The organism is Streptomyces sp. NPDC050759 (genome assembly GCF_044456945.1).
Lineage (GTDB): Bacteria > Actinomycetota > Actinomycetes > Streptomycetales > Streptomycetaceae > Streptomyces.
The window spans coordinates 327303-353513 of sequence record NZ_JBITGI010000010.1 but is presented as its reverse complement, the minus strand read 5'-3'; the positions used below and the strand labels follow the sequence as shown (position 1 = coordinate 353513).

At 70.6% G+C, this 26211-nt stretch carries 24 protein-coding genes and 2 pseudogenes; 14 read left to right on the top strand and 12 right to left on the bottom strand.

The window, feature by feature from the left end; all coding sequences use genetic code 11:
* The first annotated feature begins 13 nt into the window (after window positions 1–13).
* From ACIBJB_RS28880 to ACIBJB_RS28870, 3 genes are all read left to right on the top strand, one after another.
* The gene (locus tag ACIBJB_RS28880; RefSeq protein ID WP_398934602.1) at window positions 14–700 is read left to right on the top strand and encodes a TetR/AcrR family transcriptional regulator; all 687 of its coding nucleotides are present in this window, start codon (window positions 14–16) and stop codon (window positions 698–700) included.
* 126 nt (window positions 701–826) lie between these two features.
* A complete protein-coding gene (locus ACIBJB_RS28875) occupies window positions 827–2065 on the top strand; it encodes a sensor histidine kinase (RefSeq protein ID WP_398934600.1) in 1239 nt (412 codons plus the stop codon).
* The gene (locus ACIBJB_RS28870; RefSeq protein ID WP_398934598.1) at window positions 2062–2727 is read left to right on the top strand and encodes a response regulator; all 666 of its coding nucleotides are present in this window, start codon (window positions 2062–2064) and stop codon (window positions 2725–2727) included. The genes ACIBJB_RS28875 and ACIBJB_RS28870 overlap by 4 nt, the downstream gene beginning before the upstream one ends.
* Here the strand turns inward: ACIBJB_RS28870 and ACIBJB_RS28865 are convergent.
* Window positions 2688–2975 carry a DUF6332 family protein gene (locus ACIBJB_RS28865; RefSeq protein WP_398934596.1) on the bottom strand — a complete coding sequence of 96 codons (288 nt, stop codon included), beginning with the start codon at window positions 2973–2975 and terminating at the stop codon, window positions 2688–2690. The two genes, ACIBJB_RS28870 and ACIBJB_RS28865, sit on opposite strands and share 40 nt — an antisense overlap.
* Before the next feature lie 260 nt (window positions 2976–3235).
* Window positions 3236–4723: an MFS transporter gene (locus ACIBJB_RS28860; protein WP_398934594.1), complete on the bottom strand. Its 1488-nt coding sequence runs from the start codon at window positions 4721–4723 to the stop codon at window positions 3236–3238.
* Between the two features lie 86 nt (window positions 4724–4809).
* Here ACIBJB_RS28860 and ACIBJB_RS28855 point away from each other — a divergent pair, with 86 nt between their 5' ends.
* Window positions 4810–5190, top strand: a complete 381-nt coding sequence (locus ACIBJB_RS28855; RefSeq protein WP_398934592.1) for a MarR family winged helix-turn-helix transcriptional regulator — start codon at window positions 4810–4812, stop codon at window positions 5188–5190.
* On the opposite strand, the gene ACIBJB_RS28850 is transcribed toward ACIBJB_RS28855, so the two are convergent.
* Together ACIBJB_RS28850 and ACIBJB_RS28845 are read right to left on the bottom strand one after the other, a co-directional pair.
* The gene (locus ACIBJB_RS28850; protein ID WP_398934590.1) at window positions 5187–5921 is read right to left on the bottom strand and encodes a maleylpyruvate isomerase family mycothiol-dependent enzyme; all 735 of its coding nucleotides are present in this window, start codon (window positions 5919–5921) and stop codon (window positions 5187–5189) included. The genes ACIBJB_RS28855 and ACIBJB_RS28850 overlap by 4 nt on opposite strands.
* Window positions 5922–5999: 78 nt before the next feature.
* Window positions 6000–6950: a LysR family transcriptional regulator gene (locus ACIBJB_RS28845; protein WP_398934588.1), complete on the bottom strand. Its 951-nt coding sequence runs from the start codon at window positions 6948–6950 to the stop codon at window positions 6000–6002.
* Window positions 6951–7000: 50 nt separating this feature from the next.
* On the opposite strand from ACIBJB_RS28845, the gene ACIBJB_RS28840 reads away from it, so the two are divergent.
* Window positions 7001–7696, top strand: coding sequence for a type 1 glutamine amidotransferase domain-containing protein (locus ACIBJB_RS28840; RefSeq protein ID WP_398934586.1), 696 nt, complete (start codon window positions 7001–7003; stop codon window positions 7694–7696).
* 10 nt (window positions 7697–7706) lie between these two features.
* On the opposite strand, the gene ACIBJB_RS28835 is transcribed toward ACIBJB_RS28840, so the two are convergent.
* Both ACIBJB_RS28835 and ACIBJB_RS28830 read right to left on the bottom strand, forming a co-directional pair.
* The gene (locus ACIBJB_RS28835; protein ID WP_398934584.1) at window positions 7707–8336 is read right to left on the bottom strand and encodes a TetR/AcrR family transcriptional regulator; all 630 of its coding nucleotides are present in this window, start codon (window positions 8334–8336) and stop codon (window positions 7707–7709) included.
* 184 nt (window positions 8337–8520) lie between these two features.
* Window positions 8521–9699 carry an MFS transporter gene (locus ACIBJB_RS28830; protein WP_398934582.1) on the bottom strand — a complete coding sequence of 393 codons (1179 nt, stop codon included), beginning with the start codon at window positions 9697–9699 and terminating at the stop codon, window positions 8521–8523.
* Window positions 9700–10008: 309 nt separating this feature from the next.
* Here ACIBJB_RS28830 and ACIBJB_RS28825 point away from each other — a divergent pair, with 309 nt between their 5' ends.
* Both ACIBJB_RS28825 and ACIBJB_RS28820 read left to right on the top strand, forming a co-directional pair.
* Window positions 10009–10929, top strand: coding sequence for a helix-turn-helix domain-containing protein (locus ACIBJB_RS28825; protein WP_398934580.1), 921 nt, complete (start codon window positions 10009–10011; stop codon window positions 10927–10929).
* Window positions 10930–11057: 128 nt separating this feature from the next.
* A complete protein-coding gene (locus tag ACIBJB_RS28820) occupies window positions 11058–11330 on the top strand; it encodes a hypothetical protein (RefSeq protein WP_398934578.1) in 273 nt (90 codons plus the stop codon).
* 37 nt (window positions 11331–11367) lie between these two features.
* Here ACIBJB_RS28820 and ACIBJB_RS28815 read toward each other — a convergent pair whose 3' ends face one another.
* The 4 genes from ACIBJB_RS28815 to ACIBJB_RS28800 all read right to left on the bottom strand — a co-directional run bounded on the left by ACIBJB_RS28815 (window position 11368) and on the right by ACIBJB_RS28800 (window position 15516).
* Window positions 11368–12270 carry an ATP-binding cassette domain-containing protein gene (locus tag ACIBJB_RS28815; RefSeq protein WP_398934576.1) on the bottom strand — a complete coding sequence of 301 codons (903 nt, stop codon included), beginning with the start codon at window positions 12268–12270 and terminating at the stop codon, window positions 11368–11370.
* Window positions 12271–12277: 7 nt separating this feature from the next.
* Window positions 12278–13357, bottom strand: a complete 1080-nt coding sequence (locus ACIBJB_RS28810) for an ABC transporter permease (protein WP_398930323.1) — start codon at window positions 13355–13357, stop codon at window positions 12278–12280.
* Window positions 13357–14364 (bottom strand): substrate-binding domain-containing protein, encoded by a 1008-nt coding sequence (locus tag ACIBJB_RS28805; RefSeq protein ID WP_398934574.1) that lies wholly within the window; start codon window positions 14362–14364, stop codon window positions 13357–13359. Before ACIBJB_RS28805 ends, ACIBJB_RS28810 begins: the two co-directional genes overlap by 1 nt.
* 372 nt (window positions 14365–14736) lie before the next feature.
* Window positions 14737–15516, bottom strand: a complete 780-nt coding sequence (locus ACIBJB_RS28800; protein WP_398934572.1) for an alpha/beta fold hydrolase — start codon at window positions 15514–15516, stop codon at window positions 14737–14739.
* A 66-nt stretch (window positions 15517–15582) separates the two neighbouring features.
* Between ACIBJB_RS28800 and ACIBJB_RS28795 the strand changes: the two genes are divergently transcribed.
* Window positions 15583–16467: an IS5 family transposase gene (locus ACIBJB_RS28795; RefSeq protein WP_398934570.1), complete on the top strand. Its 885-nt coding sequence runs from the start codon at window positions 15583–15585 to the stop codon at window positions 16465–16467.
* 106 nt (window positions 16468–16573) lie between these two features.
* Here the strand turns inward: ACIBJB_RS28795 and ACIBJB_RS28790 are convergent, their stop codons facing one another.
* A complete protein-coding gene (locus ACIBJB_RS28790; RefSeq protein WP_398934568.1) occupies window positions 16574–17023 on the bottom strand; it encodes a hypothetical protein in 450 nt (149 codons plus the stop codon).
* Window positions 17024–17306: 283 nt separating this feature from the next.
* Between ACIBJB_RS28790 and ACIBJB_RS28785 the strand changes: the two genes are divergently transcribed.
* Window positions 17307–18074 carry a sulfite exporter TauE/SafE family protein gene (locus tag ACIBJB_RS28785; protein WP_398934566.1) on the top strand — a complete coding sequence of 256 codons (768 nt, stop codon included), beginning with the start codon at window positions 17307–17309 and terminating at the stop codon, window positions 18072–18074.
* 218 nt (window positions 18075–18292) lie between these two features.
* Here the strand turns inward: ACIBJB_RS28785 and ACIBJB_RS28780 are convergent, their stop codons facing one another.
* Window positions 18293–19063, bottom strand: a complete 771-nt coding sequence (locus tag ACIBJB_RS28780) for an IclR family transcriptional regulator (protein ID WP_398934564.1) — start codon at window positions 19061–19063, stop codon at window positions 18293–18295.
* A gap of 178 nt (window positions 19064–19241) precedes the next feature.
* Between ACIBJB_RS28780 and ACIBJB_RS28775 the strand changes: the two genes are divergently transcribed.
* The 5 genes and pseudogenes from ACIBJB_RS28775 to ACIBJB_RS28755 all read left to right on the top strand — a co-directional run.
* On the top strand, window positions 19242–20579 hold the full coding sequence (locus ACIBJB_RS28775; protein WP_398934562.1) for a gluconate:H+ symporter: 1338 nt from the start codon (window positions 19242–19244) through the stop codon (window positions 20577–20579).
* A gap of 39 nt (window positions 20580–20618) precedes the next feature.
* Complete coding sequence (locus tag ACIBJB_RS28770; protein WP_398934560.1) at window positions 20619–21947, top strand: enolase C-terminal domain-like protein; 1329 nt, start codon at window positions 20619–20621, stop codon at window positions 21945–21947.
* Window positions 21948–21997: 50 nt separating this feature from the next.
* Window positions 21998–22279, top strand: a pseudogene (locus ACIBJB_RS28765) (hypothetical protein); the annotation flags it as partial.
* A 122-nt stretch (window positions 22280–22401) separates the two neighbouring features.
* A complete protein-coding gene (locus ACIBJB_RS28760; protein WP_398934558.1) occupies window positions 22402–25584 on the top strand; it encodes an amidohydrolase family protein in 3183 nt (1060 codons plus the stop codon).
* Between the two features lie 202 nt (window positions 25585–25786).
* Window positions 25787–26211, top strand: a pseudogene (locus ACIBJB_RS28755) (PAS sensor protein); the annotation flags it as partial.

Genomic DNA, 26211 nt, shown 5'->3' with positions numbered 1-26211 from the left:
GAGACTGAAGCCCATGAGTACAGCACAAGGCGCCCGCGCCCGAGCCCGGATCGAGGTCACCGCCACCATCAAGGACGAGGCGCGCAGACAGCTCGCCGCGGAAGGCGCCGCCAAGCTCTCGCTGCGGGCCGTGGCCCGTGAGCTCGGCATGGTCTCCTCCGCCCTCTACCGCTACTTCGCCAGCCGCGACGACCTCCTGACCGCTCTCATCATCGACGCCTACGACTCGCTGGGCGAGAGCGCGGAGCACGCGCACGCGGCCGTAGCGCAGGCGGGACCCATGGAACGCTGGGTGACGGTGTGCGAGGCGGCACGCGGGTGGGCGCTCGCACATCCCCACGAGTACGCCCTGATCTACGGATCCCCGATCCCCGGCTACACCGCACCGCAGACGACGGTCCCGGCCGCCTCCCGCGTGGGTCTCCTCCTCATCGGCATCACCCGCGATGCGCACCGCGGCCCCGGCCTGACCGGGCCAGCACTCGCCGACGAACTGCGCCCCGAGGCCGAACGCATCGCCGCCGACCTCGCTCCCGACCTCCCACCCGAGGTCGTCACCGCACTCGTCGCCGCCTGGGCCCAGCTGTTCGGCCTGATCGGGTTCGAGCTGTTCGGCCAGTTCAACCGGGTGGTGGAGGACCGCGAACGGTTCTTCCGGCATGCGGTGACGCAACTGGCGCGGGGCGTGGGGCTGGCGTGACGGGTGGGCGCCGCGCCCGCCGCGCCGCCTGCGTGTCAAGGAGGCCGACGTACTTCGTCGGGAGTACGTGTGATCGCCACGCTCGGGTGACGCCTCGGCCGGCGGGTGGCGTCTAGCGTGGCTGTCATGGACGGTGAGCAGCGCGTACGCGGGGGCGGTCCGCCGCGGTGGTGGCGGCAGGGGCCGCCGTGGTGGAAGCGCTCGGGTGATGAGGGCAGGGCGGCCCGGTGGCCGTGGCCGTCCACCCTGCTGCTCACGTTCTTCGTGCTCGGGGGGTCGAACTACGCGGCCCAGCAGCAGGTCGGGGAGCGGGCCCCGCTCGATGTGTTCGCACGGGTGCTGCTGGTGATCGGCGCCGGGCTGCTCTTGTGGCGGCACCGGCAGCCGGTGCTCGTCGTCTTCGGTACGGCGGCTGCCGCGATGGTCTACCTGGGGGCCGGGTATCCGTACGGGCCCGTGTTCCTCGCCGTCGCCCTCGCCTGCTTCAACGCCATCGTGGCCGGGCACCGCAAGGCCGCCTGGGCCGCGCTCGGGATGCTCTGGGCCGGACACGTCCTGGTGGCCCACTGGCTCTACCAGTGGCTGCCGCCCTCCGGGGATCCGGCCGCCCCCTGGGGGCAGGAGGGGGTGATCGCCGCCTGGGTCGTCGCGATCGTCGCCCTCTCGGAGCTGGCCCGGACCCGGCGCGAACAGTGGGCCAGGGACCGCGCCGAGCGGGCCCGGGCCGCACAGCGCCGCGCCGACGAGGAGCGGCTGCGGATCGCCCGTGAGCTGCACGACGTGCTCGCGCACAGCATCTCCGTCATCAACGTCCAGGCCGGCGTCGGCCTCGCACTTCTCGACACCGACCCCGAACAGGCCCGCACCGCGCTCACCACCATCAAAGCCGCCAGCAAGGAGGCGCTCGGCGAGGTGCGCCAGGTGCTCGACACGCTGCGCACGCCGGGTGACGCGCCGCGCGCCCCCGCGCCCGGCCTCGACCGGCTGCCCGAGCTGGTGTCCCAGGCGGCGGGCGCGGGCCTCACGGTCGAGCTGGAGGGATCGGCGCCGGGTCTGCCTCCCGGCGCGGACCTCGCCGCCTTCCGCATCGTCCAGGAGGCGCTCACCAACGTCGTACGGCACTCGGGATCGCGGCACGCACGGGTGCGGCTCGAACACGACGGCGAGGCGCTACGGCTGCGTATCGACGACGACGGTCCCGCGACCGGCACCGACGCGGGCGGCAGCGGCAACGGTCTGGCCGGAATGCGGGAGCGGGCCGCCGCACTCGGTGGCACGATCGAGGCGGGCCCGCGTCCCGACGGAGGGTTCCGGGTGCTCGCCGTACTGCCGCTCGAGGTGAAGGCCAAGGAGGACGACCGGTGATCCGCGTACTGCTCGCCGACGACCAGTCACTCGTGCGGGCCGGCTTCCGGGCGCTGCTCGACGCGCAGCCGGACATCGAGGTGGCCGGTGAGGCCTCCGACGGCGAGGAGGCGCTGGCCCAGGTGCGCGAACTGCGGCCGGACATCGTCCTGATGGACATCCGGATGCCGCTGCTCGACGGTCTCGCCGCGACCCGGCGCATCACGGAGGACGACGCGCTCAAGGACGTGAAGGTGGTCATGCTCACCACCTTCGAACTCGACGAGTACGTCTTCGAGGCGATCCGCTCCGGCGCCTCCGGCTTCCTGGTCAAGGACACCGAACCGGAGGAACTGCTGCGCGCCGTACGGGCGGTGGTCGACGGAGACGCGCTCCTCTCGCCGGGCGTGACCCGCCGTCTCATCGCCGAGTTCGCGGCCCGCTCGAAGGAACCCGCGGCCGAAGGCGCCCTCGCCGGGCTCACCGAGCGGGAACGGGAGGTGATGGCCCTGGTCGGCATCGGAATGTCCAACGAGGAGATCGCCCGCCGCCTGGTCGTCAGCCCCCTCACCGCCAAGACCCACGTCAGCCGCACGATGGTCAAGCTCGGCGCCCGCGACCGCGCCCAACTGGTGGTGCTGGCCTACGAGTCGGGGTTGGTGCGGCCGGGCTGGCTGGGCTGAGGGCTGCTCTGCCGGAAGCGCACGAGCACACTGATCACCCGGGCGACGAAGACCACGGGCGCGATCGTGAGCCCGACGCGCAGCAGCAACCTCTCGACGGTTCCCGGCAGTTCGAACAGCAGCGCCGGTCCGGCCACCGCCCCGAAGAGCACGGCCGCCGCGAACAGCGCACTGCACAGCGCGTATCCGATCTCGACGGTGATGGCGTCCCGCTCGGCCTGGTTCCGGCGTCCCCCGTAAGTCTCCACCCTTGAAGTCTCACAGCCGTGCGCCCGGCGGAGCAAGCAGCTCGGCCGGGCACACGGTGTCGGAGGCGTCCCCTTAGGGCCTGTCCGGCGGATCATGCCGACGTCGCGGGGTCTGGCACGCGCATCTGCGGCGTTGTCGTCGGTTGCCGACGCTCCGCGTCGACGCCCTCCTCCGCCTTGCAGCTGCACGCACCAGACCCCGCTCACCTGCACGGATCAGGCACCGTTGCTTGCAGTCGGCCTGATCCGCCGGACAGGCCCTAGTCGCGTACGCCGACGCGCTCCGCCTCCTGCACAGGGGACTTGGCGACCACGACGGACCGCTGCGGGCGGCGCGGGGTGCGCAGTCCCGTGAGGGTGATCAGCAGCCCGGCCGCGGCGATGGCCGTGACCACGACGAGGCCGGGGCGGTAGCTGTCGAGGACGGCCTGCGGGGTGGCGTTCTCGGGGGCGCCCGCCGTCACCACGGCGGTCACGACGGCCAGGAAGATCGCACCGCCGACCTGCACCGAGGTGTTGAGCAGTCCGGAGACCATGCCCTGCTCGTGGTCCTCGACGCCGTTGGTGGCCTGGATGTTGAGCGACGGGAAGACCAGTGCGCAGGCGGCGCCGATGAGCAGCATCGACGGCAGGATCGCGGCGGCGTACCCGGGGTTCAGGTCGACTCCCAGGAACAGCGCGTATCCGACGACCATCAGTGCGAAGCCCGCCGGGATCAACCGCTGGGTGCCGAACCGGTCGACGATCGAGCCGACCTTCGTCGAGGACACCGCCACCAGCGCGCCCGCGGGCAGGAAGGCGAGCGCGGTGTGCAGCGCCGACCAGCCGAGCAGCGACTGCATGTACAGGGTCACGAGGAACTGGAAGCCCACATACGAGCCGAAGAAGGCCATGGCACCCAGCTGCGCGCGGATCTGGGTGCCGGAGCGCAGCACACCGAGCCGGACCAGCGGACCCGGCGAACGCCGTTCGACGAGGACGAACACCGTCAGCAGTACGGCCACGGCGAGGAAGGACAGCAGGGTGCGGGCCGAGGCCCAGCCGGACTCCGGAGCCTGGACGACGGTGAAGACCAGCAGCAGCATCGAGGCGGTGCCGAGAACGGCGCCGGGGATGTCGTAGCCGTTGTGGTCCTTCTCGCGGGTGCTGCGTGGCAGCAGCTTGAGTCCGGCGACGAGCGCGAGCAGGGCGATGGGCGCGGGCAGCAGCATGGTCAGCCGCCAACTGGCCTCGGTGAGCAGGCCGGAGAGCACCAGGCCCATGGAGAAGCCGGTGGCGGCGCAGGTGGTGTAGATGGAGAGCGCGCGGTTGCGCAGCGGGCCCTCCGGGAACGTCGTGGTGATGATGGACAGGCCCGCGGGCGCGGTGAAGGCCGCGCTGAGGCCCTTGATGAACCGGCTGGCGATCAGCAGCGGGCCGGAGTCGACGAGGCCGCCGAGCAGTGAGGCGACCGCGAACACGCCGAGGGCCACCAGGAAGACCTGGCGCCGGCCCAGCAGGTCGGCGGCCCGGCCGCCCAGGAGCAGCAGACCGCCGTAGCCGAGGATGTAGCCGCTGACGATCCATTGCAGCGTCGAGGTGGAAAGGCCCAGGTCGGCGCCGATGGACGGCAGCGCTACGCCGACCATCGACACGTCCAGCGCGTCCAGGAACATCGCGGCGCACAGCACCAGCAGGGTGCCCCAGAGCCTGGGCGTCCAGCGGACCGCTGAGGAAGGGTCCGCGGGGTTGGTGAGCGGAGAAGTCATGCCGAAGACACTACATGCGCGTGCATCGAATGCAAACGCATTTAATTCTGATGCAATAATTCTTCTTCTCTGCTACGGTGCCGCCCATGGCGGCGAAGAAGCCCGAGCGGGAACTCGCGGAACAGTGGCGGGACATCCTGGCGCTGCACGCGCGCACGCAGTGCGAACTGGACCGCGCTCTTCATCAACACGGCCTGTGCGGCAGCGACTTCGAGGTGCTGGACGTCCTGGCCGACGGCGGCTGCGACTACCGCGTGCAGGAGATCTCCGAGCGGGTCCATCTGAGCCAGAGCGCCCTGTCGCGGCTGATCGCCCGGCTGGAGAAGGACGGACTCGTCGAGCGCGGGATGTGCCCGGAGGACCGGCGGGGCGTGCGGGTGTCCCTCACATCGAAGGGACGCGCGTTGCACGGCGATGCCCTGCCGGTGCAACGCGCGGTCCTGACAAGGATGTTGGAACCGTCCTAGCCGATGGCGGACTTCTCCCGCCACAGGCCGGCGACCGACACGTCCCCGGTCACCTGCGGGAACGGCAGCCGGTTCCACAGCGCCAGATACAGCCGCGCGGCGGGCCCGGACACCTCGCAGTCGGCGTCCCCCGCATCGCCGTACTCGGCCGCGGGCGGTTCCCGCGTCAGTCGTACGGTCCACACGGCGCCGTCCGTGTCGCTCGCCCGCACCCGCAACACCCGGGGCTCGTCGGTGCGGACCCTGCTCTTCGCGCGGGCGTGGAAGCCGCGCAGCAACTCGTCGATGCCGTCGGCCGCGAAGTCCCGGCCGAGCTCCTCGGGCGTGCCGCCGCGGGCCGCCTCCGCGTCGAAGCGGTGCACGGCTGTCTCGTGCGCCTGCCGACGGGCCCAGAACGCGAGCGGCGACGGGGCGGGCAGGAACTGGAAGCACTCCAGGCCGGGGTCGGCGGAGCCGAGGGTGTCGACCAGGAGGCGGTGTCCCTCGCGAAACCAGGCGAGCAACTCCCCACCGTCCAGCTCGGGTTGGTCGGGAAAGGGGACGCGGTCGGAGTGTCCCCCGGCCACGACCGTGGCCGCCCAGCGGTGCACTGTCCCCGTGTGCTTCAACAGGTCCCGCACCTGCCAGTCCGGGCAGGTCGGCACCTTGGCGTCCGGTCCGGCCTGCTCGGCGGCCGACGCGAGCAACAGGCCTTCCCGGTCCAGGATGTGGATGAACTCGGCTGTCTCCATGGAGTGAGTGTGCCCCAGGGCGATGCCCCGCTCGCGCGCCTTCAGCACTTCGCCGTCAGGGGATGACGTCGACGAGAGTCACCAGTCACGGGCGGACTGAAGCAGGTGGTCGCGGACCAGCGCCACGTGCGGGTTGCCGGAGGTGCCGGGCCGCTGTACCAGGAAGCTCGTGTTGAGGGGCGGGTCCTCGGGGTCGTGGAGGAGGACCAGTGCCCCTGACCGCAGCTCCTCGACGCACAGATAACGGGGGAGCACGGTGAAGCCGGTGCCGCCGGCGACCGCGGCCTTGACCGCGTTCAGGTCCGGCATGGTGACCGCGGGCTGACGGACCAGACGTCGGCCGAAGACGTGCCGCCAGTAGCGGCGCACGATGGGCAGATCGTCGGCGTAGGCGACGAGCGGGACGCCGTGCAGTGCGCCCGCGGCCGCGACGGACGCGGGTGCGCCCAGCCGCTGTGCCCAGGTGGGAGAGGCCACCAGCACGAACTCCTCGTCGTTCAGGGGCACGGCCGTGAGGGTGCGGCCGCGTGGCCGGAACGTGGCGATCACCAGGTCGTGGCGGCCCGCGCGCAAGTCGTCCAGGAGCGGTTCGGTCAGACCCGGCGTGATGCGCAGCCGTACCCCTTTGTCCACCAGGGGAGCGAGACCGGGCAGGACGCACCGGGACAGCAGCTCGGCCGGACCGGCGAGATGCACCGGCTCGGCCGGAACGTCGTCCGCGCCCCCGGCGGGCCCGGCCACCATGGCGAGCGAGTCCAGGGGCTGCACGATCCTGGCGGCGAGCTCGTCCGCGTAGGGCGCCGGGGTCACGCCCCGCGCCCGGCGCTCGAACAGCTCGCGGCCCAACTGCCGCTCCAGAGTGCGGATCTGGGTGGTGACCGTGGGCTGGGACAGGCCGAGCAGACGGGCGGCGGCGGTGAAGGAGCCGGTGCGGTACACGGTCAGGAACGTCCGCAGCAGGTTCAGGTCCAGCGGGGCGCCGACGGTCTGCCCCGACTCTGCGGAACCATTGGTGTTCCTATCCCTCATATGCGGGAGCCTATTGGATTTCTATGGCGGGGCAGGACTACGGTCTCACCATGTCGAAGATTCTCTTTGTGATGACCGGTGCCGACCACTGGACCCTGGCCGACGGCACCCAGCACCCCACCGGCTTCTGGGCCGAGGAGGCCGTCGCCCCCTACGAGGCCTTCAAGGCCGCCGGACACGAGATCGTGGTGGCCACCCCTGGCGGTGTCGTGCCGACCGTGGACAAGGGCAGCCTCGCGGCCGAGGTCAACGGCGGCCAGGAGAACGCCGACCGCATCGCCGGGGTGCTCGCCTCGGCCGCCGAACTCCAGCAGCCGCTACGGCTGGAGGACGTGAACCTCGACGACTACGCGGCGGTCTTCTACCCCGGCGGCCACGGGCCGATGGAGGACCTCGCGGTCGACGCGGACTCGGGCCGACTGCTCACCCTCGCCCTGGAGAGCGGCAAGCCCCTCGGCGTCGTCTGCCACGCACCCGCCGCCCTGCTCGCGGCGACGAAGGCCGACGGCTCCAACGCGTTCGCCGGGCGCCGGGTGGCCGCCTTCACCAACGCCGAGGAGACCCAGGCGGGCCTCGCCGACAAGGCCAAGTGGCTGCTCCAGGACCGGCTCACCGAGGCCGGCGTCCAGGTCGACGAGGCCGCGCCCTGGGCTCCCCACGTGATCGTCGACGGCAACCTGGTGACCGGGCAGAACCCGGCGTCCTCCGCGCCCCTCGCCGTCGAACTGCTGAAGAAGCTGGGTTGATTCCCCGGGCTCAGACCCCGAGAGCGGGCAGCACCACGGCGTCGATGTAGGACCCGACGAAGGCCGGGTCGGCCGACGTGTCCTCCAGCAGCTGGTGGGCGATCAGGCTGCCCAACAGCGCGTAGGGGACGTAGGACAGGGCGGCGGTGTCCGCGGGGACCTCGCCGCGCTCGACCGCCTGTCCCAACAGCGCCTCCAGGCTGCTCAGTTCGGGAACGACGAGCAGTTCACGCAGTGCCGTGAGGAGATCGGGGTGAGCGTGGGCGGCCTGGAGGACGCCCCGCATCAGGGCGGTGTCCTGCTCCATCCGCAGCCCGTTCAACTGGGCCACCACCGCCGCGAAGTCACCGCGCAGGGACCCGGTGTCGATGCCGGAGAGGGTGGCGGGCTTCTCATGGCGCAGCGCCTCGGCGACCAGCTGCGGCTTTCCACTCCACTGGCGATAGAGGGTGGCTTTGCTGCACCGGGTCCGGGCGGCTACGGCGTCCATCGTGAGGCTGTCGTAGCCGACCTCCCGCAGCAGATCGAGGACGGTCGTGTACAGCTCCGCCTGGCGCTCCGGCGTCAAACGGCTGCGGCGCCGGCGCGGGGTGGAGCCCGCGCCTTCTGAGGTCGTACGTCCGCCGCCGTTGCCGTCCATGCGTTCCTCATCCAAACGAAACTGTTTCGTACACAATCAGGCTATCCCCGTGGCTGTCAGATACGAAACCGCTTCGACGGTGAAGTGGCTCATGGGTAGCTTGGCCGGGAGCCCACCCGGAGACCCTCGACAGCCCCGCCGGCACGCGAACATCGTCGGAGCGGCCTTGAGCCCAGTGCGCGCCTCAGCCCGCCGCGCGTCGGGTCAGCAGTGCGATGGCCGCGGCGGTGGCGGCGAGCGCCGCGACGCTGGTGAGGGCGGCGGGGAGGGAGAACCAGTCGGCCATGAAGCCGATGGCGGGCGGGCCGAGGAGCATGCCGCCGTAGCCGAGGGTCGAGGCGATGGCCACTCCGTCGGGGCCCGCCAGCCTGCCCGCGCGTTCGACGGCGACGGGGAAGAGGTTGGCGAGACCGAGCCCGGTGATCATGAAGCCGAGCAGTGCCGCCCAGACGGAGGGGGCGAGGGCGCCGAGCAGCATGCCGAGCGCGGCCGTGGTGCCGCCGCCCACGAGCGTGCGGGTCTGGCCGAGTCGTTCGAGCAGCCTGGTACCGGTCAGCCTGCCGACGGTCATGGCGAGCGCGAAACACGAGTAACCGACCGCGGCGACGCCGGGCGTGGCGTCCAGGTCGTGCTCCAGATGCAGGGCGCTCCAGTCGGCCAGTGCGCCCTCGCCGTAGGCCGTGCACAGGGCGATCAGGCCGAAGGTGATGACGAGACCGCGGGTGCGGGTGCCCCGGCGACGGGGCGCGGACGTCTGCCGGGGCCCATCCTGCGAGGGTGCCGGGGCCGGGATGCGCAGCAGGGCCCGGCCCGCGACGGCGGTGACGAGCAGGCCGATCACGGTGAGGCCGAACAGGTGCCGGGTGGGGGACAGGGCTCCGGCGACCAGCCCGCCGAGCCCGGCACCGAGCATTCCGCCCAGGCTGAAGGCGGCGTGGAAGCTGGGCATGATGGGCCGCCGCAGAGCGCCCACGAGATCGACCGCGGCGCTGTTGAACGCGACGTTGATGCTGCCGTACGCGGCGCCGAAGACCAGGAGCACGGCGCCGAGTGCCACCGCGGAGTGGGTGAGCGGCGGCAGCGCGACGCTGAGGGAGAGCAGGACGGCGCAGACGACGGTGACCCGGTGGGTGCCGTAACGGCGGCAGAGGCGGCCGGTGAGCATCATGGTGATCACCGCACCGGCCGAGACGCCGAGGAGGGCGAGGCCGAGGGCGCTGGCGGAGGCGCCGGTCTGTTCCTTGATCGCGGGGATGCGGACGACCCACCCCGCGAAGACGAAGCCGTCGAGGGCGAAGAAGACGGTGAGGGCGATACGGAGTCGGGTGAGGGAGTCGTCCGGCACGGTGATGCGCGTTCGCATTTTGTTTATTGGCGGCACAAAGTCAGCGTAGGCGTGTGCTCGATTGTCGGCAAGGGTGTTCGAGTGAGCGGGGGGTGTGGGGTGGCCGCGGCGACGTGTGTCCGGCGGCGACGTGGGAAACACGTCCGGCCGTCGGGCCCGATGACCACCACGGGCTGGAAGTCCACCGTCATCAGATCTGCACCCATCCGCATGCACATTCACTGGGTTACTCGTGAGTCCGGTGCGGTGGCGTTGGATGCTGGAAAGCACGGAGCTGCCAGGCGGTTGGCTCAGGGCGGTTCCTTGAGGGCGAGAGGAGCGCTCCTGGTGGTGCCTGGTGCACGTGGTGTCATGGCCGGGGCGGGTCCGGTCGAGGTCACGCGGCTCGGTGGGCTGTGGCGGGTGACCCGGCCCTGGCATCCGGGGTTACGGCCGTACTTACGCAGTTACGTCGGCTACTGGGAAGCGGTGACCACACCGTACGAGGCACGGTTGGTGCCGACGGGGCGCGCGACCCTGTTGATCAGTCTCGCGGAGCCGTTCTCGCAGGTGCGGCGGCTGGGCGTGCCGGACGCGGGCAGCGGGAACATCGGGTCGCTGGTGGTGGGGCTGGAGGACCGGCCCGCGATCTGTACGCATCCCGGCGGCCAGGAGGCGATCCGGGTGGAGTTCACGCCACTGGGGGCCTACCGGCTGTTCGGCCTGCCGATGAGCGAGTTGACGAATCTGGCCGTCGGGATACGGGACGTTCTGGGGCCCGAAGCCGAGGTGTTGGTGGAGCGGATGGCGGCCACTCCCGACTGGGCCGCCAGGTTCGACCTGCTGGACGCGGCGCTGCTCGCCCGACTCGAGTACGGCCCGCAGCCCACGCCCGAGGTGCGACGGGCCTGGCAGTTGCTCGCCAGCAGCGCGGGGGCGGTCCCGATCGCCCGTATCGCCGCCGAAGTGGGCTGGAGCCAGGGATACTTGACCCGCCGGTTCACCCAGCAGATCGGGCTCACCCCCAAGGCGTCCGCCCGGGTGCTGCGCTTCCGGCACGCCGTGGCGTTGCTCGGTCGTGGGGCCACGAGTCTGACGGAGATCTCCACGGCCTGCGGCTTCTACGACCAGGCGCATCTCAACCGGGAGTTCCGGGCGATCGCCGGGACCACGCCCGGGCAGATGGTGGCCGCGCGACGCGTGGAGGGGGCGATGGCTCTCTCCACGAGTGCAAATTTGTCCAAGACCGCGTCGGCTGCGGGACTGTAGCGTGCCCGCTTGTACAACCGATGGCCGGTCGGATGGCGCGGGGGACCGTCCGACCGGTCGGCCCACGCCGTCCGAGGCCGCGGAGGAGGCCGCCCGGCCAGGACACGTCCATCGACTCAGGAACCGGATTGACCGACAACGGCACACGGCCGTGCAGGAGTTCGCCCGCCGCGCCCCACGGCGTCTCCCCGGAGCAACGGACCGTACTGGAGGCGAGGGGCAGGCGCTCCGTCGAGTTCGGTGCTGCGTGGTTCATCGGGGGGCTGCTCGTCGCCGTCGTCACCTTCGGGCAAGCCCAGGGCGGGGGCGTCCAATTCGTTGTCTGGGTGCCGATGTTCTACGGCGTCCACCGGATCGTCTCCGGATTCCATCTCGTCAAGAAGAGCCGAGAGCTCTCGTAGGCTCCCTGGGGGTCCACGGTCGAGTGGGGCCGTCATCTCAGGACTTCCCCTCGCCGGTGGCGGCCACGGGTGCGGTGAGGTCCTGCTCCTCGGGGAGGGCTTCGGTGTCGACACCGCGGACCTGGCTCAACTCGTGCTTGAGGGCGGCGAGTTCGGCGCCGCCGGCCATGTGGTTGGTGAGCTCCTCCAGGGTGATCCGGTCGCGGGCGGCGGACAGTTCCATGGTGCCCAGGCGCAGCACGCTGAAGTGGTCGCCGACCATGTAGGCGTGGTGCGGGTTGTGGGTGATGAAGATGACCCCAAGACCCCGGTCCCGCGCCGCGGCCACGTACTTCAGCACCACACCGGACTGCTTCACACCCAGCGCGGCGGTCGGCTCGTCCAGGATCAGCACGCGGGCGCCGAAGTAGACGGCGCGGGCGATGGCCACGCACTGGCGCTGGCCGCCGGAGAGGGTGCCGATGGGCTGTTCCAGGTCGTCCAGGACGATGCCCATCTCGCGCAGCTCGTGGTCGGCGGTCTTCTTCATCTGCTCGATGTCCAGGCGCCTGACCGGCCAGGGGCCCTTGGTCATCTCGGAGCCGAGGAAGAAGTTGCGCCACACCGGCATCAGCGGGACCACGGCCAGGTCCTGGTAGACGGTCGCGATGCCCTTGTCGAGGGCCTCGCGCGGGGTGGAGAAGCGTACCGGGGTGTTGTCGACGAGGAACTCGCCCTCGGTGTGCTGGTGCAGGCCGGAGATGATTTTGATGAGGGTGGACTTGCCGGCGCCGTTGTCGCCCAGCACACAGGTCACCTGGCTGGGGTGCACCTTCAGACTGACCCCGTGCAGGGCGCGGATGTTGCCGTACGCCTTGCCGGCGGCCTTCAGCTCGACGACCGGTGTGTCGTCCTGGGCTTCCGTGGTGCTGGTGAGAGTGCCCTCGCGGGTCGTTGTCATGGTGCGGTTACCTCCGGGTCGCGGTGCGGCTGACCCACAGATTGATCAGGACGGCGCCGAGCAGCATCACGCCGAGGAAGGCCTTGAACCAGTCCGGGTTCCAGTTGGCGTAGACGATGCCCTGCTGGACCATGCCGAACATGAACGCGCCGAAGACCGGGCCGATCGCCGAGCCCGCGCCGCCGGTCAGCAGACAGCCGCCGATCACCGCCGCGGAGATGTAGATCAGTTCCTGGCCCACGCCCTCGCCGGACTGCACGGTGTTGAAGGAGAACAGGTTGTGCATGCCGACGAACCAGGCCGCGAAGCCGACCAGCATGAACAGGGAGATCTTCGTGAAGGTGACCGGCACGCCCACCGCCCGCGCGGAGTCCTTGTTGCCGCCCACCGCGAAGATCCAGTTGCCGTACCGGGTGCGCAGCAGCACCCAGGTGGCGAGCGCGGCGAACACCAGCCAGTACACAATCGTGATCTTTATCTGGACGCCGCCCACGTCGAAGGAGCTCGCGAAGACCTTCTTGGCCTGGTCGAAGCCGTCCATGTCACTGATGTCGTCGGTGGCCACATTCCCGGTCACCAGCTTGGTCACCGCCAGGTTCACGCCCTGCAGGATCAGGAACGTGCCCAGCGTGATCAGGAAGCTGGGCAGGCCGGTCCTGACCACCAGCCAGCCGTTGAGGAACCCGATCGCCAGCGCCACCAGCAGCGCCACCACGATGCCCGCCCACACGTTCAACGTCAGCTGGAAGGCGAACATGCTCGCGGTCAGCGCCGAGGTGATCACCGCGACACCCGACGACAGGTCGAACTCCCCGCCGATCATCAAAAGCGCCACCGGCAACGCCATGATCCCGATGGTGGAGGACTGATACAGGATGTTCGCCATCGAACTGCCGTCCCGCACCGGCGGCGCGGCGACCAGGAAGAAGATCCACACCGCCACCGCACCCAGGAACACCCCCACCTCGGGACGCGCCAACAGGCGCAGCGCGAGCGGTCGTTCCGCGGTCCGGCCGTCCGTGACCTTGCCCGGGCCGGAGGCCGGCGGTGTCGTCACCGCCGGCTCGGCATGCTGGGTCATACCCATCACCTGGTGCCCTTCGCGGCGAACTTGGCCACGGTGTCGGCGTTGTCCTTCGTGATGAACGCCGGGCCGGTCAGTACCGGAGCGGTTCCGCCGCCGCTGACGTTGCCGTTGTTCTTGTAGAGCCACAGGGCGTCGACGGCGAGGTAGCCCTGCAGATAGGGCTGCTGGTCGACGGCGAACTCGATGGATCCGTTCTGGACGGCGGCGACAAGGTCCTTGTTGAGGTCGAAGGTGGCGACCTTGGCCTTGCTGCCGGCGTCCTTGATGGACTGGATGGCGGTGAGGGCGAAGGGGGCGCCGAGGGTCACGACCTGGTCGATGCTGGAGTCCTGCTGGAGTTTGGCGGTGATGGTGGACTTCACGGAGGGCATGTCGGTGCCGGTGACGTAGATCTTGTCGGTCTTGCCCTTGAAGCCCTTGGCGAGGCCCGCGCAGCGGGATTCCAGGGCGACCTGGCCCTGGGACTGGACGACGCACAGGGCGTGCTTGGCGCCCAGGGTGTTGAGGCGTTCACCGAAAGCCTGACCGGCGATGTTCTCGTCCTGGCCGAAGTACTCCAGCATGCCCAGTTGCTTCCAGTCGTCCAGGCCGGAGTTGAAGCCGGTGACCGGGATGCCGGCCTTCTCGGCCTTGGCCACGACGGCCTTCATGGCGTCGGGTTTGGCTGCGGTCAGGGCGATGCCGTCGACCTTCTGGTCGATGGCGTTCTGGACGAGGTTGGCCTGGGCGCCGGCGCTGGGGTCGGCGGAGTAGACGAGCTTGATGTTGTCCTTGGCGGCGGCGGCCTGGGCGCCCTTGCGGATGAGGTCCCAGAAGGTGTCGCCGGGCTCGGCGTGGGTGATCATGGCGATGGTCATCCGGGGGGTACTCGCCTTGCCCGCGGAGGCGCCGTCCGCGCTGTCGTCCTCGGACTGTTTGCCCCCGGAGCTGCTGGAACAGCCGGCGGCGAGCAGGGTGCCCGCCAGGACGGTCGCGGCCAGGGCGGCGGCTCGGTGGTTTCTGTGCATGTCCCTTGCACCTCGCTGTGCTGTTCGAAGGGGAATGAGGATCCGGCGTCGACAAAGGGGTTCCCGCCCGGTCCGGAGAGCGCGGGCAAGCGGCTCGGAGCGCCTGGTGCGGCGGGAGATGTTGTCGCGGCAACCGTGGGTGTGGGCCGCGCATCGGGCTACTAGAGCGCGTTACTAGTGCGCGCTAGGTGGTCGTACTATGAAATGCCCCGCTGGTGATGTCAATAGATTTGTCAGGACGTATCGACAAGCTCCGCCTGCTCGCCTCGAGTCCCCCGCGGGCTGCGGGCTGCGGGCTGCGGGCTGCGGGCTGCGGACTTGGGACAGGGAGCAGGGGCTGCGGGCTCCGGCTCCGGCGAGACCGCGGCCGCCTCAGTGATGTGTGCCGGCCGCCAGGATGTGGGCGAGGACCTGCTCGGGATGGGTGACGACGAGATCGTGCCCGGCGGGCACCCGGCGTACGGTGATCGACGGTCGGCTCGCCGCCAGGACGTCGACGGCCTCGCGCCAGGCCGTGTTGATTTCGCGGGCGCGGTCTCCCGATGTTCCGGCCATGGTCTCGGACATGATCATCGTGACGGGGCGGTCGACCTGGTCGAGCCTCTCGGCCGAGGACCGTCGATGGGCCTCGACTTCACGGAGCAGGCCGATGACGTCGTTGGCGGACAGCAGTTGCCGTCGCGGCGTCCCGGCCAGGGATCGTTGCGCGTGCAAGGCCTCCTCGCTGCTGAGGCTCTCGTGCATCTCCGTGAGTTCGTCCTCGGTGAGGAGGGGGCGGGGTGTGGGGGCGGCGCCGTCGATGAGGATCAGTGCGCGAGGCCCCTCGGGCAGCGCTGCGGCATGGTCGAGGACGAGATCCGCCCCGAGCGAGTGGCCCATCAGGACCGTTGACCCGGGAGCGCCCAGGGAGGTCAGGACGGCTGCGGTGTCCGCGGCGAACGAGGCGTAGTCGTAGCTCGCCGCGTGGCTGCTCAGCCCGTGACCGCGCAGATCGAACGTGGCGAGCCGGAAGAAGTCGCGGAGTGAGTCCAGGAGTTGACCGAGATCGGCCTGAGTGGTGCTGAGGCCGGGGACGAAGACCGCTGGTGGCCCGTCGCCGGACACGGTGACAGGGATCGTCACATCATCACGTCGGACCGTGAACGTCTCCATGAATGAGGAAGTCTAGGTCGTGTCCGATGGGTCGCGTGACGCTCCCGCTGGGCACTCGTGTGGGACATGGGGCGGGGAGATCTTTCGGATGAAGAGTGGGCTCGGCTGGAGCCGCACTTGCCGACGAATCGCGGGCGGGGTGGACGCTGGCAATGCCACCGTCGTGTGATTAACGGGATTCTGTTCCGGCAGCGGACCGGTCTCCCCTGGCGGGACCTACCTCCCTGCTTCGGTAGCTGGAAGACGGTGCACGACCGTCATCGCAGGTGGTCGGCGGACGGCACGTGGGAGAGGATCCTGCGGGCCGTCCAGGCCGACGCCGATGCCGAGGGCCGGATCGTCTGGAGCATGGTCAGCGTCGATTCCACGACCTGCCGCGCTCATCAGCACGCGGCTGGTGCCTCCGCCCGTGCCCCGAAGATCCCGGGTCGGCGCAGGAGCCCGGCGCGTCACCGTCCCGATGAGGCCCTGGGACGCTCGCGAGGCGGGCTCACGAGCAAGATCCACCTTGCTGGGGGAGGTGGGTGTCGCCCGCTCGGGTTTGTCATCATGCCCGGCCAGTGGGGGGCCGCACCGCAGATGATTCCCGTCCTGGAAGAGATCCGTGTGCCCCGGCAGGCTGGTGGACGACCGCGCACTCGGCCCGACCATGTCGGGGGAGATAAGGCGTACTCAGCACGCCGTAATCGGCGTCACCTGCGCAGACGCCAGATCAAACACACGATCCCCGAGCCGAGAGACCGGCGGGCCAACCGCCGGCGCCGCGGCAGCCAAGGAGGCCGGCCCACAGGCTTCGACAAGACGATCTACCGCCGCCGCAACGAGGTCGAGCGGACCATAAACCGGCTCAAGAACTTCCGAGCCGTCGCCACGCGCTTCGACAAACGGGCGTACGTCTTCCACGGGACGGTCACCGTGGCCGCGATCCGCCTATGGCTCCGTCCGCAGTGAAACGCCTCGTGCAGAGCCTATCGGCACCTGGGTAGTGGTGGCGTAGTTCGCTGAGTAGGCGCGCGTCGACAGCCCTGACGTCCCAAGACGAGCTGTCGAACTCGGTCTACCAGGGTGAGCGTGTGTCGCGGCGTGCTTCCGGGGCCTGCTCGGGCAGAGCCGTGTTTTGGTCGGTGCGCAGCAGCATGCTCGGGGCGGGTTCGAAGTTTTCATTGGGCGGTGCTGGCTGGTGGAAACGCTCGGTGCGCGGAATGGTGACTTCCACCAGCCGACCCTCCTGGAACATCCATAGCCCGAAGCAGTCGTCGTCCTGGTCGCGAAGCAGAACCTGCACCGTATGCGGACGCGGCCACGGCAGCGACTCCAGGTGCCTGAGCAGACCCTTGCGGGCAGGCATTTTCTCGAACTCCATGGCCCACCCGAACTCGTAGCCCCATTGCCCCGCTATTGGGACGAAGCGACCTCGCCACGTGCGTTCCGGGTCGTCCTGGGTCAGCGGTTCCATCACCTCGTCCGACCAGCGGGCGAGCACGATGACCTCGGCGTCTCTACTCATGCCGGAGTATCACCGCATCCGCCTGGTCCACCGCAACCAAATTCCTCAACCGACCGACGCAGGCGAGGTGGGCGGATTGGCGACGAGCTCTCAGTGCCAGCGAGCCCGACGACGGCGCTTCGGAGAAGCTCATCTGCGCCTAAGCCACGGCCCTGATCAGCTCACACGACCCATCGGACAGCCCCTAGGCGACCGACGTGAGCTGTCTCCCTATGTAGACGATGTCTTTCATTCGAGACGATCACCGTGGAGGATGAGGCGTCCGTACAGAAGGGAAGTCCGCGTGGGGCCCGATTCCGCACTCCTGCTCGCCGTCGCCGGCGTCGCCTCCGGGCTTGCCGGTTCCATCGCGGGTCTGGCCTCGCTGTTCAGCTACCCGGCACTGCTGGCCGCGGGTCTTCCTCCCGTGGCGGCCAACGTGACCAACACGGTGGCGCTGTTCGCCAACACGGCGGGAACCGCGGCCGGTTCGCGAGAGGAACTGCGCGGACAGCGCAGCCGTCTCGTACGACTCTCGATCCTCGCGGCGGCGGGCGGTTCCGTCGGTGCGGCGCTGCTCCTCGGGACTCCGGCTTCGGCGTTCAGCCGGGTCGTGCCCTGGCTGATCGCCCTGGGCTCGGTCCTCATCCTGGTACGGGAACCCCTGCGCCGACTGGCCGAGAACCACCCGCAGTTCGGCGACGGCGGCTCGCGGGCGAAGATCCCCCTGGCCGGTGCGGTCCTTCTGGTGGGTCTCTACGGCGGCTACTTCGGCGCCGCGGCCGGCGTCCTGATGCTGGCGGTGCTGTCCCTGTCCGTGAACGAGCCCCTGCCGGTCACCAACGCGGTGAAGAACATCGCCACCGGCGCCGCGAACGTGACCGCCGCCGTCGCCTACGCCTTCCTGGCCCCCGTCGACTGGACGGCCGCGGCCGCACTGGGCCTCGGTTGCCTGCTGGGCAGTCGCATCGGCCCGATCGTCGTACGGCGACTCCCCGAACGGCCGTTGCGGATCGCCATCGCCCTGGCGGGCCTGGGTCTGGCCATCTCCCTGTGGCAGCGGGGCGGTTGAGAATCCGCGCAGGCGTCAGCTCGTGATCGACCGGACGGTGCGAGGGCTGTCAGTGGGTCCGCGGTGGGTGCGGTCGCCCCGCTGGAGGTGCTGCCACCGAAGGAGCAAGAGGCCGTGCGGACAGGAGTGCAGTCCATATCGGTGCCTGTCAGGGACGCGAAGCTGCATGGATGCGCGGCTCCGCCTCGCGTGGCTCGCGGCCAATGGGGCGGCGCCCCCTACCCCCGGAACGGCACCGCCGACTCGATCTTCGAACGGATCTCCCGCATCACCGCCACGATGCGCCGCTCATGCTCCGCTGTGAGCCGAGACACCGGCACGGAGCAACTGATCGCGTCGACGGCCGGCGCGTCGTACCGCAAGGCGAACCCGAAGCCGGCGATTCCGACGACCGTCTCTTCCCGGTCGACCGAGTATCCACGCGCCCGTACCTCCGCGAGATCGGCCAGCAGAGTGGCCCGAGCGGTATGCGTGTTGGCCGTGAGCACCCTCAACGGCTCGTCACCGAGCGGGAGTTCGTCGTCGGCGCGCTCCGCGAGCAGCGCCTTGCCCAGGGCCCCGGCGTGCGCGGGCACCCGTCTGCCCACGCGGCTGATCGTGCGCAGGTACTCGTGCGACTCCCGTGTCGCCAGGTAGACAACGTCCGAACCGTCCAGCCGGGCAAGGTGGATGGTCTCGCCGAGCGCGTCCGACGCCTCGTCGAGATACGGCCGCACCGCGCGGACGTACAGGTCGCTGTCCAGATAGCTGGTCCCGGTGAGCAGGGCGCGGATCCCGACGCTGTAGAGGGAACCGGTCGCGTCGGTGCGGACCCAGCCGCACTCCACGAGGGTCTGGAGGAGGGCGTACATGCTGCTGCGCGGGACCCCCAACGCCTCGGAGAGTTCGCGCAACCGCGCAGGCCGCTCGCCCCGCGCGGCGAGCAGTTCGAGCACCGCGACGGTACGGACCGCCGACTTCACCTCGGGTACGCCTGCGCGCTGGGACATGGGCCGATCGTAAGGCGATTCGGGCACACCCATTGACCCACGGTGATTTCTCCCTCTAGCCTCCGTCCTCATATGTAGACAACGTCTTTGTATGAGGATCGTGTTCAGCGGAGTGACTTCTCAGAGTGCCCCGGTGAACTCACCTCATCGCCCTGCCAGTTCAAAGGAGAACTGACGCATGCCGCTCGTCGTGGTCGGGATCAGCGTCCTCGCCCTGCTCTTCTTGATGACGAAGCTGAGGCTGAACGGCTTCGCCGCCCTCCTCCTGGTCGCCGTGGGTGTCGCCCTGGTACGCGGCATCGGCCTCGAGGAGATACCGGACGTCCTCTCCGAGGGCATCGGTGACCAGATCGGCGACACGATGCTCACCATCGGGCTCGGTGCCATGGTCGGCCGTGTGATGGGGGACTCCGGCGCCGCGCAACGGATCGCCGGCAAGCTCCTCGACGTCTGCGGCCCGCGCTGGGTGCAGGTCGCCATGGTGCTGTCCGCGATGCTCATCGGCGTCACGATGTTCTACGAGGTCGCCTTCGTGATCATCGTGCCGGTCGCCTTCACCCTCGTCCGGGTCACCCGGGTGAACCTCCTCTGGGTGGGGCTGCCGATGTCGATCGCCCTGTCCACCATGCACAGCTTCCTGCCGCCCCACCCGGGTCCCACGGCCGTGGCGGCCACCTTCCACGCCTCCGTCGGACTGACCCTGTTCTACGGCCTGTTCATCGCGGTCCCGGTCGGCGCGTTCATCGCGCTGCTGTGGCCGCGCCTGCCGTTCGTCCGGCGGATGAACCCCGAGATCCCCAAGGGCCTGGTCAGCGAACGGGTCTTCGAGGAGGAGGAGATGCCGGGCATGGGCTGGTCGCTGGCGGTGGCCCTGCTGCCCGTCGTGCTCATCGCCGGTGCCGCGGTGACCGACCTGGCCACCTCGGGGGACAGCGGCGGGCTGCACTTCGTCGCCTTCATCGGCTCCGCGCCGATCGCCCTGCTGCTGACGCTGCTCGTGGCCATCTGGGTCTTCGGGCCGCGCATGGGGCGCAGCCTGGACGAGGTCAGCACCTCGTGCAAGGAGGCCGCCCAGGCGATGGCGATGATCCTGCTGGTCATCGGCGCGGGCGGGGCCTTCAAGAACGTCCTCGTCGAGGGCGGGATATCCGACTACATCAAGGACGCGACCGACGGCTGGTCCATCTCGCCGATCATCCTGGCCTGGCTGATCGCCGCGATCCTGCGGGTGGCCCTCGGTTCCGCGACCGTCGCCGTCGTCACCGCCTCCGGCGTGGCACTGCCGCTGCTCGCGGGAAGCGGGGTCCACGCCGAGGTCATGGTGCTCGCCGTCTCCTGCGGGTCGATCGCCTTCTCGCACGTCAACGACCCGGGCTTCTGGATGTTCAAGGAGTACTTCAACCTGTCCGTCATCGACGCGATCAAGGCACGCACCACGTACACGACGGTACTCGCGATCCTGGGCCTCGGGGGTGTACTGGTCCTGGAACAGGTGCTGGACGCCCTGAAGGTCTGACCTCCCCCTCCTCCCTCATCAGAAGGACCCCGCCTCGCCATGAGCCAGCCCGTCGTCACGAAGTTCTCCGTCCACCCCGTCGCCGGCCGGGACTCCATGCTCCTGAACCTCTCCGGTGCCCACGCCCCGTACTTCACCCGGAACGTCCTCGTCCTCGAGGACTCCGAGGGACGCACCGGCCTCGGCGAGGTACCGGGCGGCGACGGCATCACCCGGACTCTCCGCGACGCCGAGAACCTGGTCGTCGGCGCCCGCGTCGGCGACTACAAGCGCGTCCTGCGCACCGTCCACGACACCTTCGCCGACCGTGACTCGGGCGGCCGCGGCGCCCAGACCTTCGATCTGCGGACGACCGTCCACGCGGTCACCGCCGTCGAGTCGGCGCTGCTGGACCTGCTCGGACAGCACCTCGAGGTCCCGGTCGCGGCGTTGCTCGGCGACGGCCGACAGCGCGATGCCGTACGGGTCCTGGGCTACCTCTTCTACGTCGGCGACCCGGGCCGCACCGACCTCGACTACGTCCGTGAGCCCGGCGCGGAAGCGGAGTGGTACCGCATCCGGCGCGAGGAGGCACTGACCCCCGAGGCGATCGTCCGCCAGGCCGAGGCCACCTACGACCGCTACGGCTTCCGCGACTTCAAGCTCAAGGGCGGTGTCCTGCCGGGCAGCGAGGAGGTGAAGGCCGTACACGCGCTCAAGGAGCGGTTCCCCGAGGCCCGGATCACCCTCGATCCGAACGGTGCCTGGTCCCTGCGCGAGGCGGTCGAGCTGTGCCGTCCGCTCGTCGGCACGCTCGCCTATGCCGAGGATCCGTGCGGTGCGGAAGGCGGCTACTCCGGCCGGGAGATCCTCGCCGAGTTCCGCCGGGCCACCGGGCTGCCCACCGCGACCAACATGATCGCCACGGACTGGCGGCAGCTGACCCACGCCCTGGCCCTGCAGTCGGTGTCCATCCCGCTCGCCGACCCGCACTTCTGGACCATGCAGGGCTCGGTCCGGGTCGCCCAGTTGTGCCATGCCATGGGGCTGACCTGGGGCTGCCACTCCAACAACCACTTCGACATCTCGCTCGCGATGATGGCGCACTGCGGTGCCGCCGCGCCGGGCGAGTACAACGCCCTCGACACCCACTGGATCTGGCAGGAAGGCATGGAACGGCTCACCGTCGAACCGCCGCGGATCACCGGCGGCGAGGTCGCCGTCCCGGACACTCCCGGCCTCGGGGTCCGGCTGGACCGCGACCGGCTCCGGGCCGCGCAGGAACTGCACGAGGAGGTGGCCTTGGCGGGCCGTGACGATGCCGCCGGGATGCAGTACCTGATCAAGGACTGGACGTTCGACGCGAAGCGTCCGTGCCTGGTGCGCTGAGTTCCGCGTGCGCCGACGCGGCAGCGCTCGCCGCCCTGCTCCTGTTCGGCGGCAACCGCAGTTGCATGACCGAGCGGACCGCCCTGCACGAGATCGCCCACAGCATCGGCGTGGGCACGAGCTCGGTGTGGTCCTCCCTCGGTGGCCGCGGCACCTGGACGGGTACTCAGGCGACCGCCCTCGTCCGGCAGTTCGACGGTTCCTCGGCCAAGTTGTCCACCGGTGGCGGGCACTTCTGGCCGTACGGCCTCAACTACGAGAACGAGTTCTCCGGCACGGCGGCCGACCGCCACGTGCGGATCGTCGCCGCGAGGGTGCGTGACGGGCTGTGAGCTGAGGGGTTGGTGTCCGGGGGCGGAAAACCGCTCCCTGACACGGTGTTCGGGCGCAGGACCGGCCCCTGCGGGGAAGGGCCCTTGTCGACCGGCACCTCACCCGCGCACTGGAGGCTCCCTTGGACGCCCACGGCACACCTGACACCTTCCGGACCGGTCCGCTCTCCCGCCGCAGATTCCTCCAGGCCGCCGGTGTCACCGCCACCGCGGTCGCGGCCGCCGGTCCACCCGCCTCGGCCGCCCCCTCCCACCCGGCCACCCTCTCCCTGACCGCCGCCACCGGCGGTTCCGCGACGCTCTCCCCGGCCGGCGACCGGCTCGTCGCCGAAGTGCAGAACGTGCTCTGGTCGATTCCGCGTACCGGTGGCACCGCCGTCGCGCTCACCTCGCCCGGCCTCGAACCCACCCGCCCGCAGTTCTCGCCCGACGGCGGCCGCCTCGTCGTGTGCGCCTACCGCGGCGGCGGCTTCCACCTCTGGACGCTGCGGTCCGACGGAAGCGACGTACGACAGCTCACCGACGGGCCCTGGGACGACCGCGGCCCCGCCTGGTCGCCGGACGGCACGCGGATCGCGTTCGCCTCCGAGCGCGGCGGCGACACCGTGACCGGCAGCCCGTACCGCGTCTGGGTCGTCGACGTACGCTCCGGCGCGCTGACCCGGCTCACCGGACGCGCCGCCCAGCAGGGCCCGGCACAGGGCGGTGCCTGGGAGGACTTCGACCCCACCTGGTCGGCCGACGGCGAGCGTGTGCTGTTCGTGCGCGCGGCCGTCACCGCCACGGGCACCCTGCGCGCCGACACCGTCGCCTCGGTCGCCGCCGACGGTTCGGGACCGGTCACCGTCGAGCACACCGACGACTCCGGCGCCCAGCTCATGACCCCGGCCGTCTCATCCGGCGGCCGCCTCGCGTATCTGCGCACCACGCCCGCCCCCAGCACCTCGTGCACCCTCGTCGTGGACGGCAGGCCGATCGCCGTCGACGGCGACGTCCTGCCCGCCCCGCCGCGCTGGACCGACGGCGAACGGCTCCTGCTCGCGGTGGACGGCCACTTCCGCCTCGCGGACCCCGAGGCGCCCGCGGCGGGGGAGGAGATCCCGTTCACGGCCGAGATGCCGGTGCAACGGCCCCGCTACCGCGGCAAGGCGTACGACTTCGAGGGCGCCGGCACCCGGTCCGTGCGCGCCCTGCATCTGCCCGCCCTCTCGCCCGACGGCCGCAGTGTGGCCTTCGCCGCGCTCAACTCCCTGTGGATCGCGGGGACGTCGGGAGGGCGCGCACCCCGCAAGGTGTTCCACGTCCCGCACACCCGCTATGTGCTGGGGCCGGCCTGGACGCCCGACGGCACGGGGCTGGTCTTCGCCGACGACCGGGACGGACTGTTCGCCGTACGGCGCCGGGACCTCGACTCCGGCGAGGAGACCGTGCTCGCCGAGGGCGGCCGGGTCTTCGCCGCCCTCTCGCCCGACGGAACCCGGCTGGCCTGCCTGGACATGTCCGGCAACCTCGTCGTGCGCGACCTGCCCGACGGCAGCGAACGGACCCTCGTCGCACCGCTCGGCGCGGGCGGTCTGCCCGGCCGCCCCAGCTGGTCCCCCGACGGGCGGTACATCGCCCTGTGCGATCGCAACCGGCTCAACCAGCGCTTCCGTGAGGGCTACAACCTCATCCGGGTCGTCGACACCACCACCGGCACCGCCGCCCTGCACGCCCTCGCCCCGCACACCTCCCTCTCCGACCGCTACGACTCCGGCCCGGTCTGGTCGCCGGACGGCCGCTGGATGGCCGTGGTCGCCGAGTCCGCTCTGTGGCTGCTGCCGGTCCGCCCGGACGGTACCCCCGACGGTGAGCCGCGCCGCCTCACCACCGAGCCCGCCGACCACCCCTCCTGGTCCGCCGACGCCCACACCCTGCTCTACCTCTCCGCCGGCACCCTGCGCCTGATCGACGTCCGCAGCGGCGAGGCCCGTACCGTCAAGGTGCCGCTGGACTACCGGCGCCCCCGTCCCGCCGACACCCTCGTGCACGCCGGCCGGTTCTGGGACGGCACCGGACCGGACGTCCGCGAGGACATCGACATCCTGATCCGTGACAGCCGTATCGCGGAGGTCTCCCCGCACCGCACCGGGCGACCGGCCGCACGCCGACTCGACGCGAGCGACCGCACCGTGCTCCCAGGGCTCTGGGACGCGCACACCCACCCCTGGCAGAGCACCTACGGCGGACGCCAGACCGCGCTCCAACTCGGCTACGGCATCACGACCGCCGTCTCCCTGGGCGGCTTCGCCTACGAGCAGGCCCGGATCCGGGAGGCGGTCGCCGCCGGCGTACTCGCCGGGCCGCGGCTGCTGGCCACCGGTGAACTGCTCGACGGGGCCCGCGTCGCGTACAGCATGGGCCGCGCGCACCACACCCCCGAAGGGCTGCGACGCTCGCTGGCGCGCGGGGCGGCGCTGGACTGGGACTTCGTGAAGACGTACGTCCGCGCCCCGGGCTGGGTGATGAAGGAGGCGGCGGACTTCGCGCACGAGCGGCTCGGTGTGCGCAGCGGCAGCCATCTCTGTACGCCGGGCGTGCAGCTCGGGCAGGACCTGACGACCCATCTGCAGGCCACGCAGCGGCTGGAGTTCGGGCACGCGACCACCGCCACGGGCCGCGTCTACGAAGACGTCCAGGAGATCTACACCAAGGCGGGCTTCCATCTCGTCGCCACCCCGTTCACGGCGCTCGCCCTGCTGGGAGCGGACCCCGCGCTCGCGGCGGACCGCCGGGTCACCACCCTGATGCCGCCGTGGGACACCGTGTTGGTCCGCCGGCAGGCCGGGCAGCCGCCCACGGCCGCTCAACTGGCCACCCTCGACCGGGAGGTGGACGTGTATCGGCGCATCCTGGGCGACGGCGGCCAGATCGCGCTCGGCACGGATCAGCCGCTCGTGCCGGTCGGGCTGCATCTGCACCTCGCCCTGCGGGCGCTGCACCGCGGGGGGCTGTCTCCCGCCGAGACCCTGCGCACCGCCACCCTGCTGCCCGCCCGTGTGTTCGGCGCGGACGCCGACCTGGGCACGCTGGAGGAGGGCAAGCTCGCCGATCTCACGGTCGTGGACGGTGACCCCTTCACCGACTTCGACAGCCTGATCCGTACGGTGACGGTGGTGCGCGGAGGTGTGCGCTTCGAGCAGGCGGACCTCGTGGACGCGTTCGACTCCGGGCGGCGCTCGGGTGTGTCCTCCGAGGCGGAATGGCTCGCGGTGAGCGAACAGCTGCGGCGTGAGGGATGCTGCGATCCGGGGACCGCGCTGTGAGAGATACCGGGCGATGCAGGTCTGACGCCTGGACGCGTACGGGTCCCTGGATCTGACTTGTCCGATTCCTGTGCGGCGCGCACTCTGGGTCTGTGAGGCACCTCACCGCGCGAATAGAGCAAGAATGGCCACTTTTGATCAAGGGAACGGTCACAGCGGGTGGTCATCCGATGTTGCGACGGTCACCCTCAGCCTGGACGGCGTGGTCACAGGGTGGAGCGAGGGCGCTCGACGCCTGCTGGGCCACCGTGCCCCGGAGGCCGTAGGGCGCGCCGCGACAGATCTGCTCCTCGGTGAGGGAGCTGCCGGGGCGACCGGGCTCTTCCTCACCGGCTCCCGGGAATGGAGGGGCACGGCGGCACTGCGGCATCGGGACGGCCACCGCGTCGAAACGGCCCTGCACGCCCAGCCTTCGCTGGCCCGCGACGGCACGGCCCACTCCTTCGTCGTGGCCCTCTCCCTCTCCCTCTCCCCGGGCCCCGACCGCAGCATGCTGGAGTGGGCCTTCGACCAGGCCTCCATCGCGCTCTCCATCCACAGCGTGACGTCCGGCTCGTGGCGCCGGAACGCGACGGCGGAGAGCGGGGAGCGAGGGGCAGGGACGGAGGGCGAGGTACGACCGGTTGG

Excerpts from the sequence above, each read along its gene's own strand:
- ACIBJB_RS28880 (WP_398934602.1), top strand. The coding sequence starts at position 14 with ATGAGTACAGCACAAGGCGCCCGCGCCCGAGCCCGGATCGAGGTCACC.
- ACIBJB_RS28875 (WP_398934600.1), top strand. The coding sequence starts at position 827 with ATGGACGGTGAGCAGCGCGTACGCGGGGGCGGTCCGCCGCGGTGGTGG.
- ACIBJB_RS28860 (WP_398934594.1), bottom strand. The coding sequence starts at position 4,723 with ATGACTTCTCCGCTCACCAACCCCGCGGACCCTTCCTCAGCGGTCCGC.
- ACIBJB_RS28855 (WP_398934592.1), top strand. The coding sequence starts at position 4,810 with ATGGCGGCGAAGAAGCCCGAGCGGGAACTCGCGGAACAGTGGCGGGAC.
- ACIBJB_RS28850 (WP_398934590.1), bottom strand. The coding sequence starts at position 5,921 with ATGGAGACAGCCGAGTTCATCCACATCCTGGACCGGGAAGGCCTGTTG.
- ACIBJB_RS28845 (WP_398934588.1), bottom strand. The coding sequence starts at position 6,950 with ATGAGGGATAGGAACACCAATGGTTCCGCAGAGTCGGGGCAGACCGTC.
- ACIBJB_RS28840 (WP_398934586.1), top strand. The coding sequence starts at position 7,001 with ATGTCGAAGATTCTCTTTGTGATGACCGGTGCCGACCACTGGACCCTG.
- ACIBJB_RS28835 (WP_398934584.1), bottom strand. The coding sequence starts at position 8,336 with ATGGACGGCAACGGCGGCGGACGTACGACCTCAGAAGGCGCGGGCTCC.
- ACIBJB_RS28830 (WP_398934582.1), bottom strand. The coding sequence starts at position 9,699 with ATGCGAACGCGCATCACCGTGCCGGACGACTCCCTCACCCGACTCCGT.
- ACIBJB_RS28815 (WP_398934576.1), bottom strand. The coding sequence starts at position 12,270 with ATGACAACGACCCGCGAGGGCACTCTCACCAGCACCACGGAAGCCCAG.
- ACIBJB_RS28810 (WP_398930323.1), bottom strand. The coding sequence starts at position 13,357 with ATGGGTATGACCCAGCATGCCGAGCCGGCGGTGACGACACCGCCGGCC.
- ACIBJB_RS28805 (WP_398934574.1), bottom strand. The coding sequence starts at position 14,364 with ATGCACAGAAACCACCGAGCCGCCGCCCTGGCCGCGACCGTCCTGGCG.
- ACIBJB_RS28800 (WP_398934572.1), bottom strand. The coding sequence starts at position 15,516 with ATGGAGACGTTCACGGTCCGACGTGATGATGTGACGATCCCTGTCACC.
- ACIBJB_RS28795 (WP_398934570.1), top strand. The coding sequence starts at position 15,583 with ATGGGGCGGGGAGATCTTTCGGATGAAGAGTGGGCTCGGCTGGAGCCG.
- ACIBJB_RS28790 (WP_398934568.1), bottom strand. The coding sequence starts at position 17,023 with ATGAGTAGAGACGCCGAGGTCATCGTGCTCGCCCGCTGGTCGGACGAG.
- ACIBJB_RS28780 (WP_398934564.1), bottom strand. The coding sequence starts at position 19,063 with ATGTCCCAGCGCGCAGGCGTACCCGAGGTGAAGTCGGCGGTCCGTACC.
- ACIBJB_RS28775 (WP_398934562.1), top strand. The coding sequence starts at position 19,242 with ATGCCGCTCGTCGTGGTCGGGATCAGCGTCCTCGCCCTGCTCTTCTTG.
- ACIBJB_RS28770 (WP_398934560.1), top strand. The coding sequence starts at position 20,619 with ATGAGCCAGCCCGTCGTCACGAAGTTCTCCGTCCACCCCGTCGCCGGC.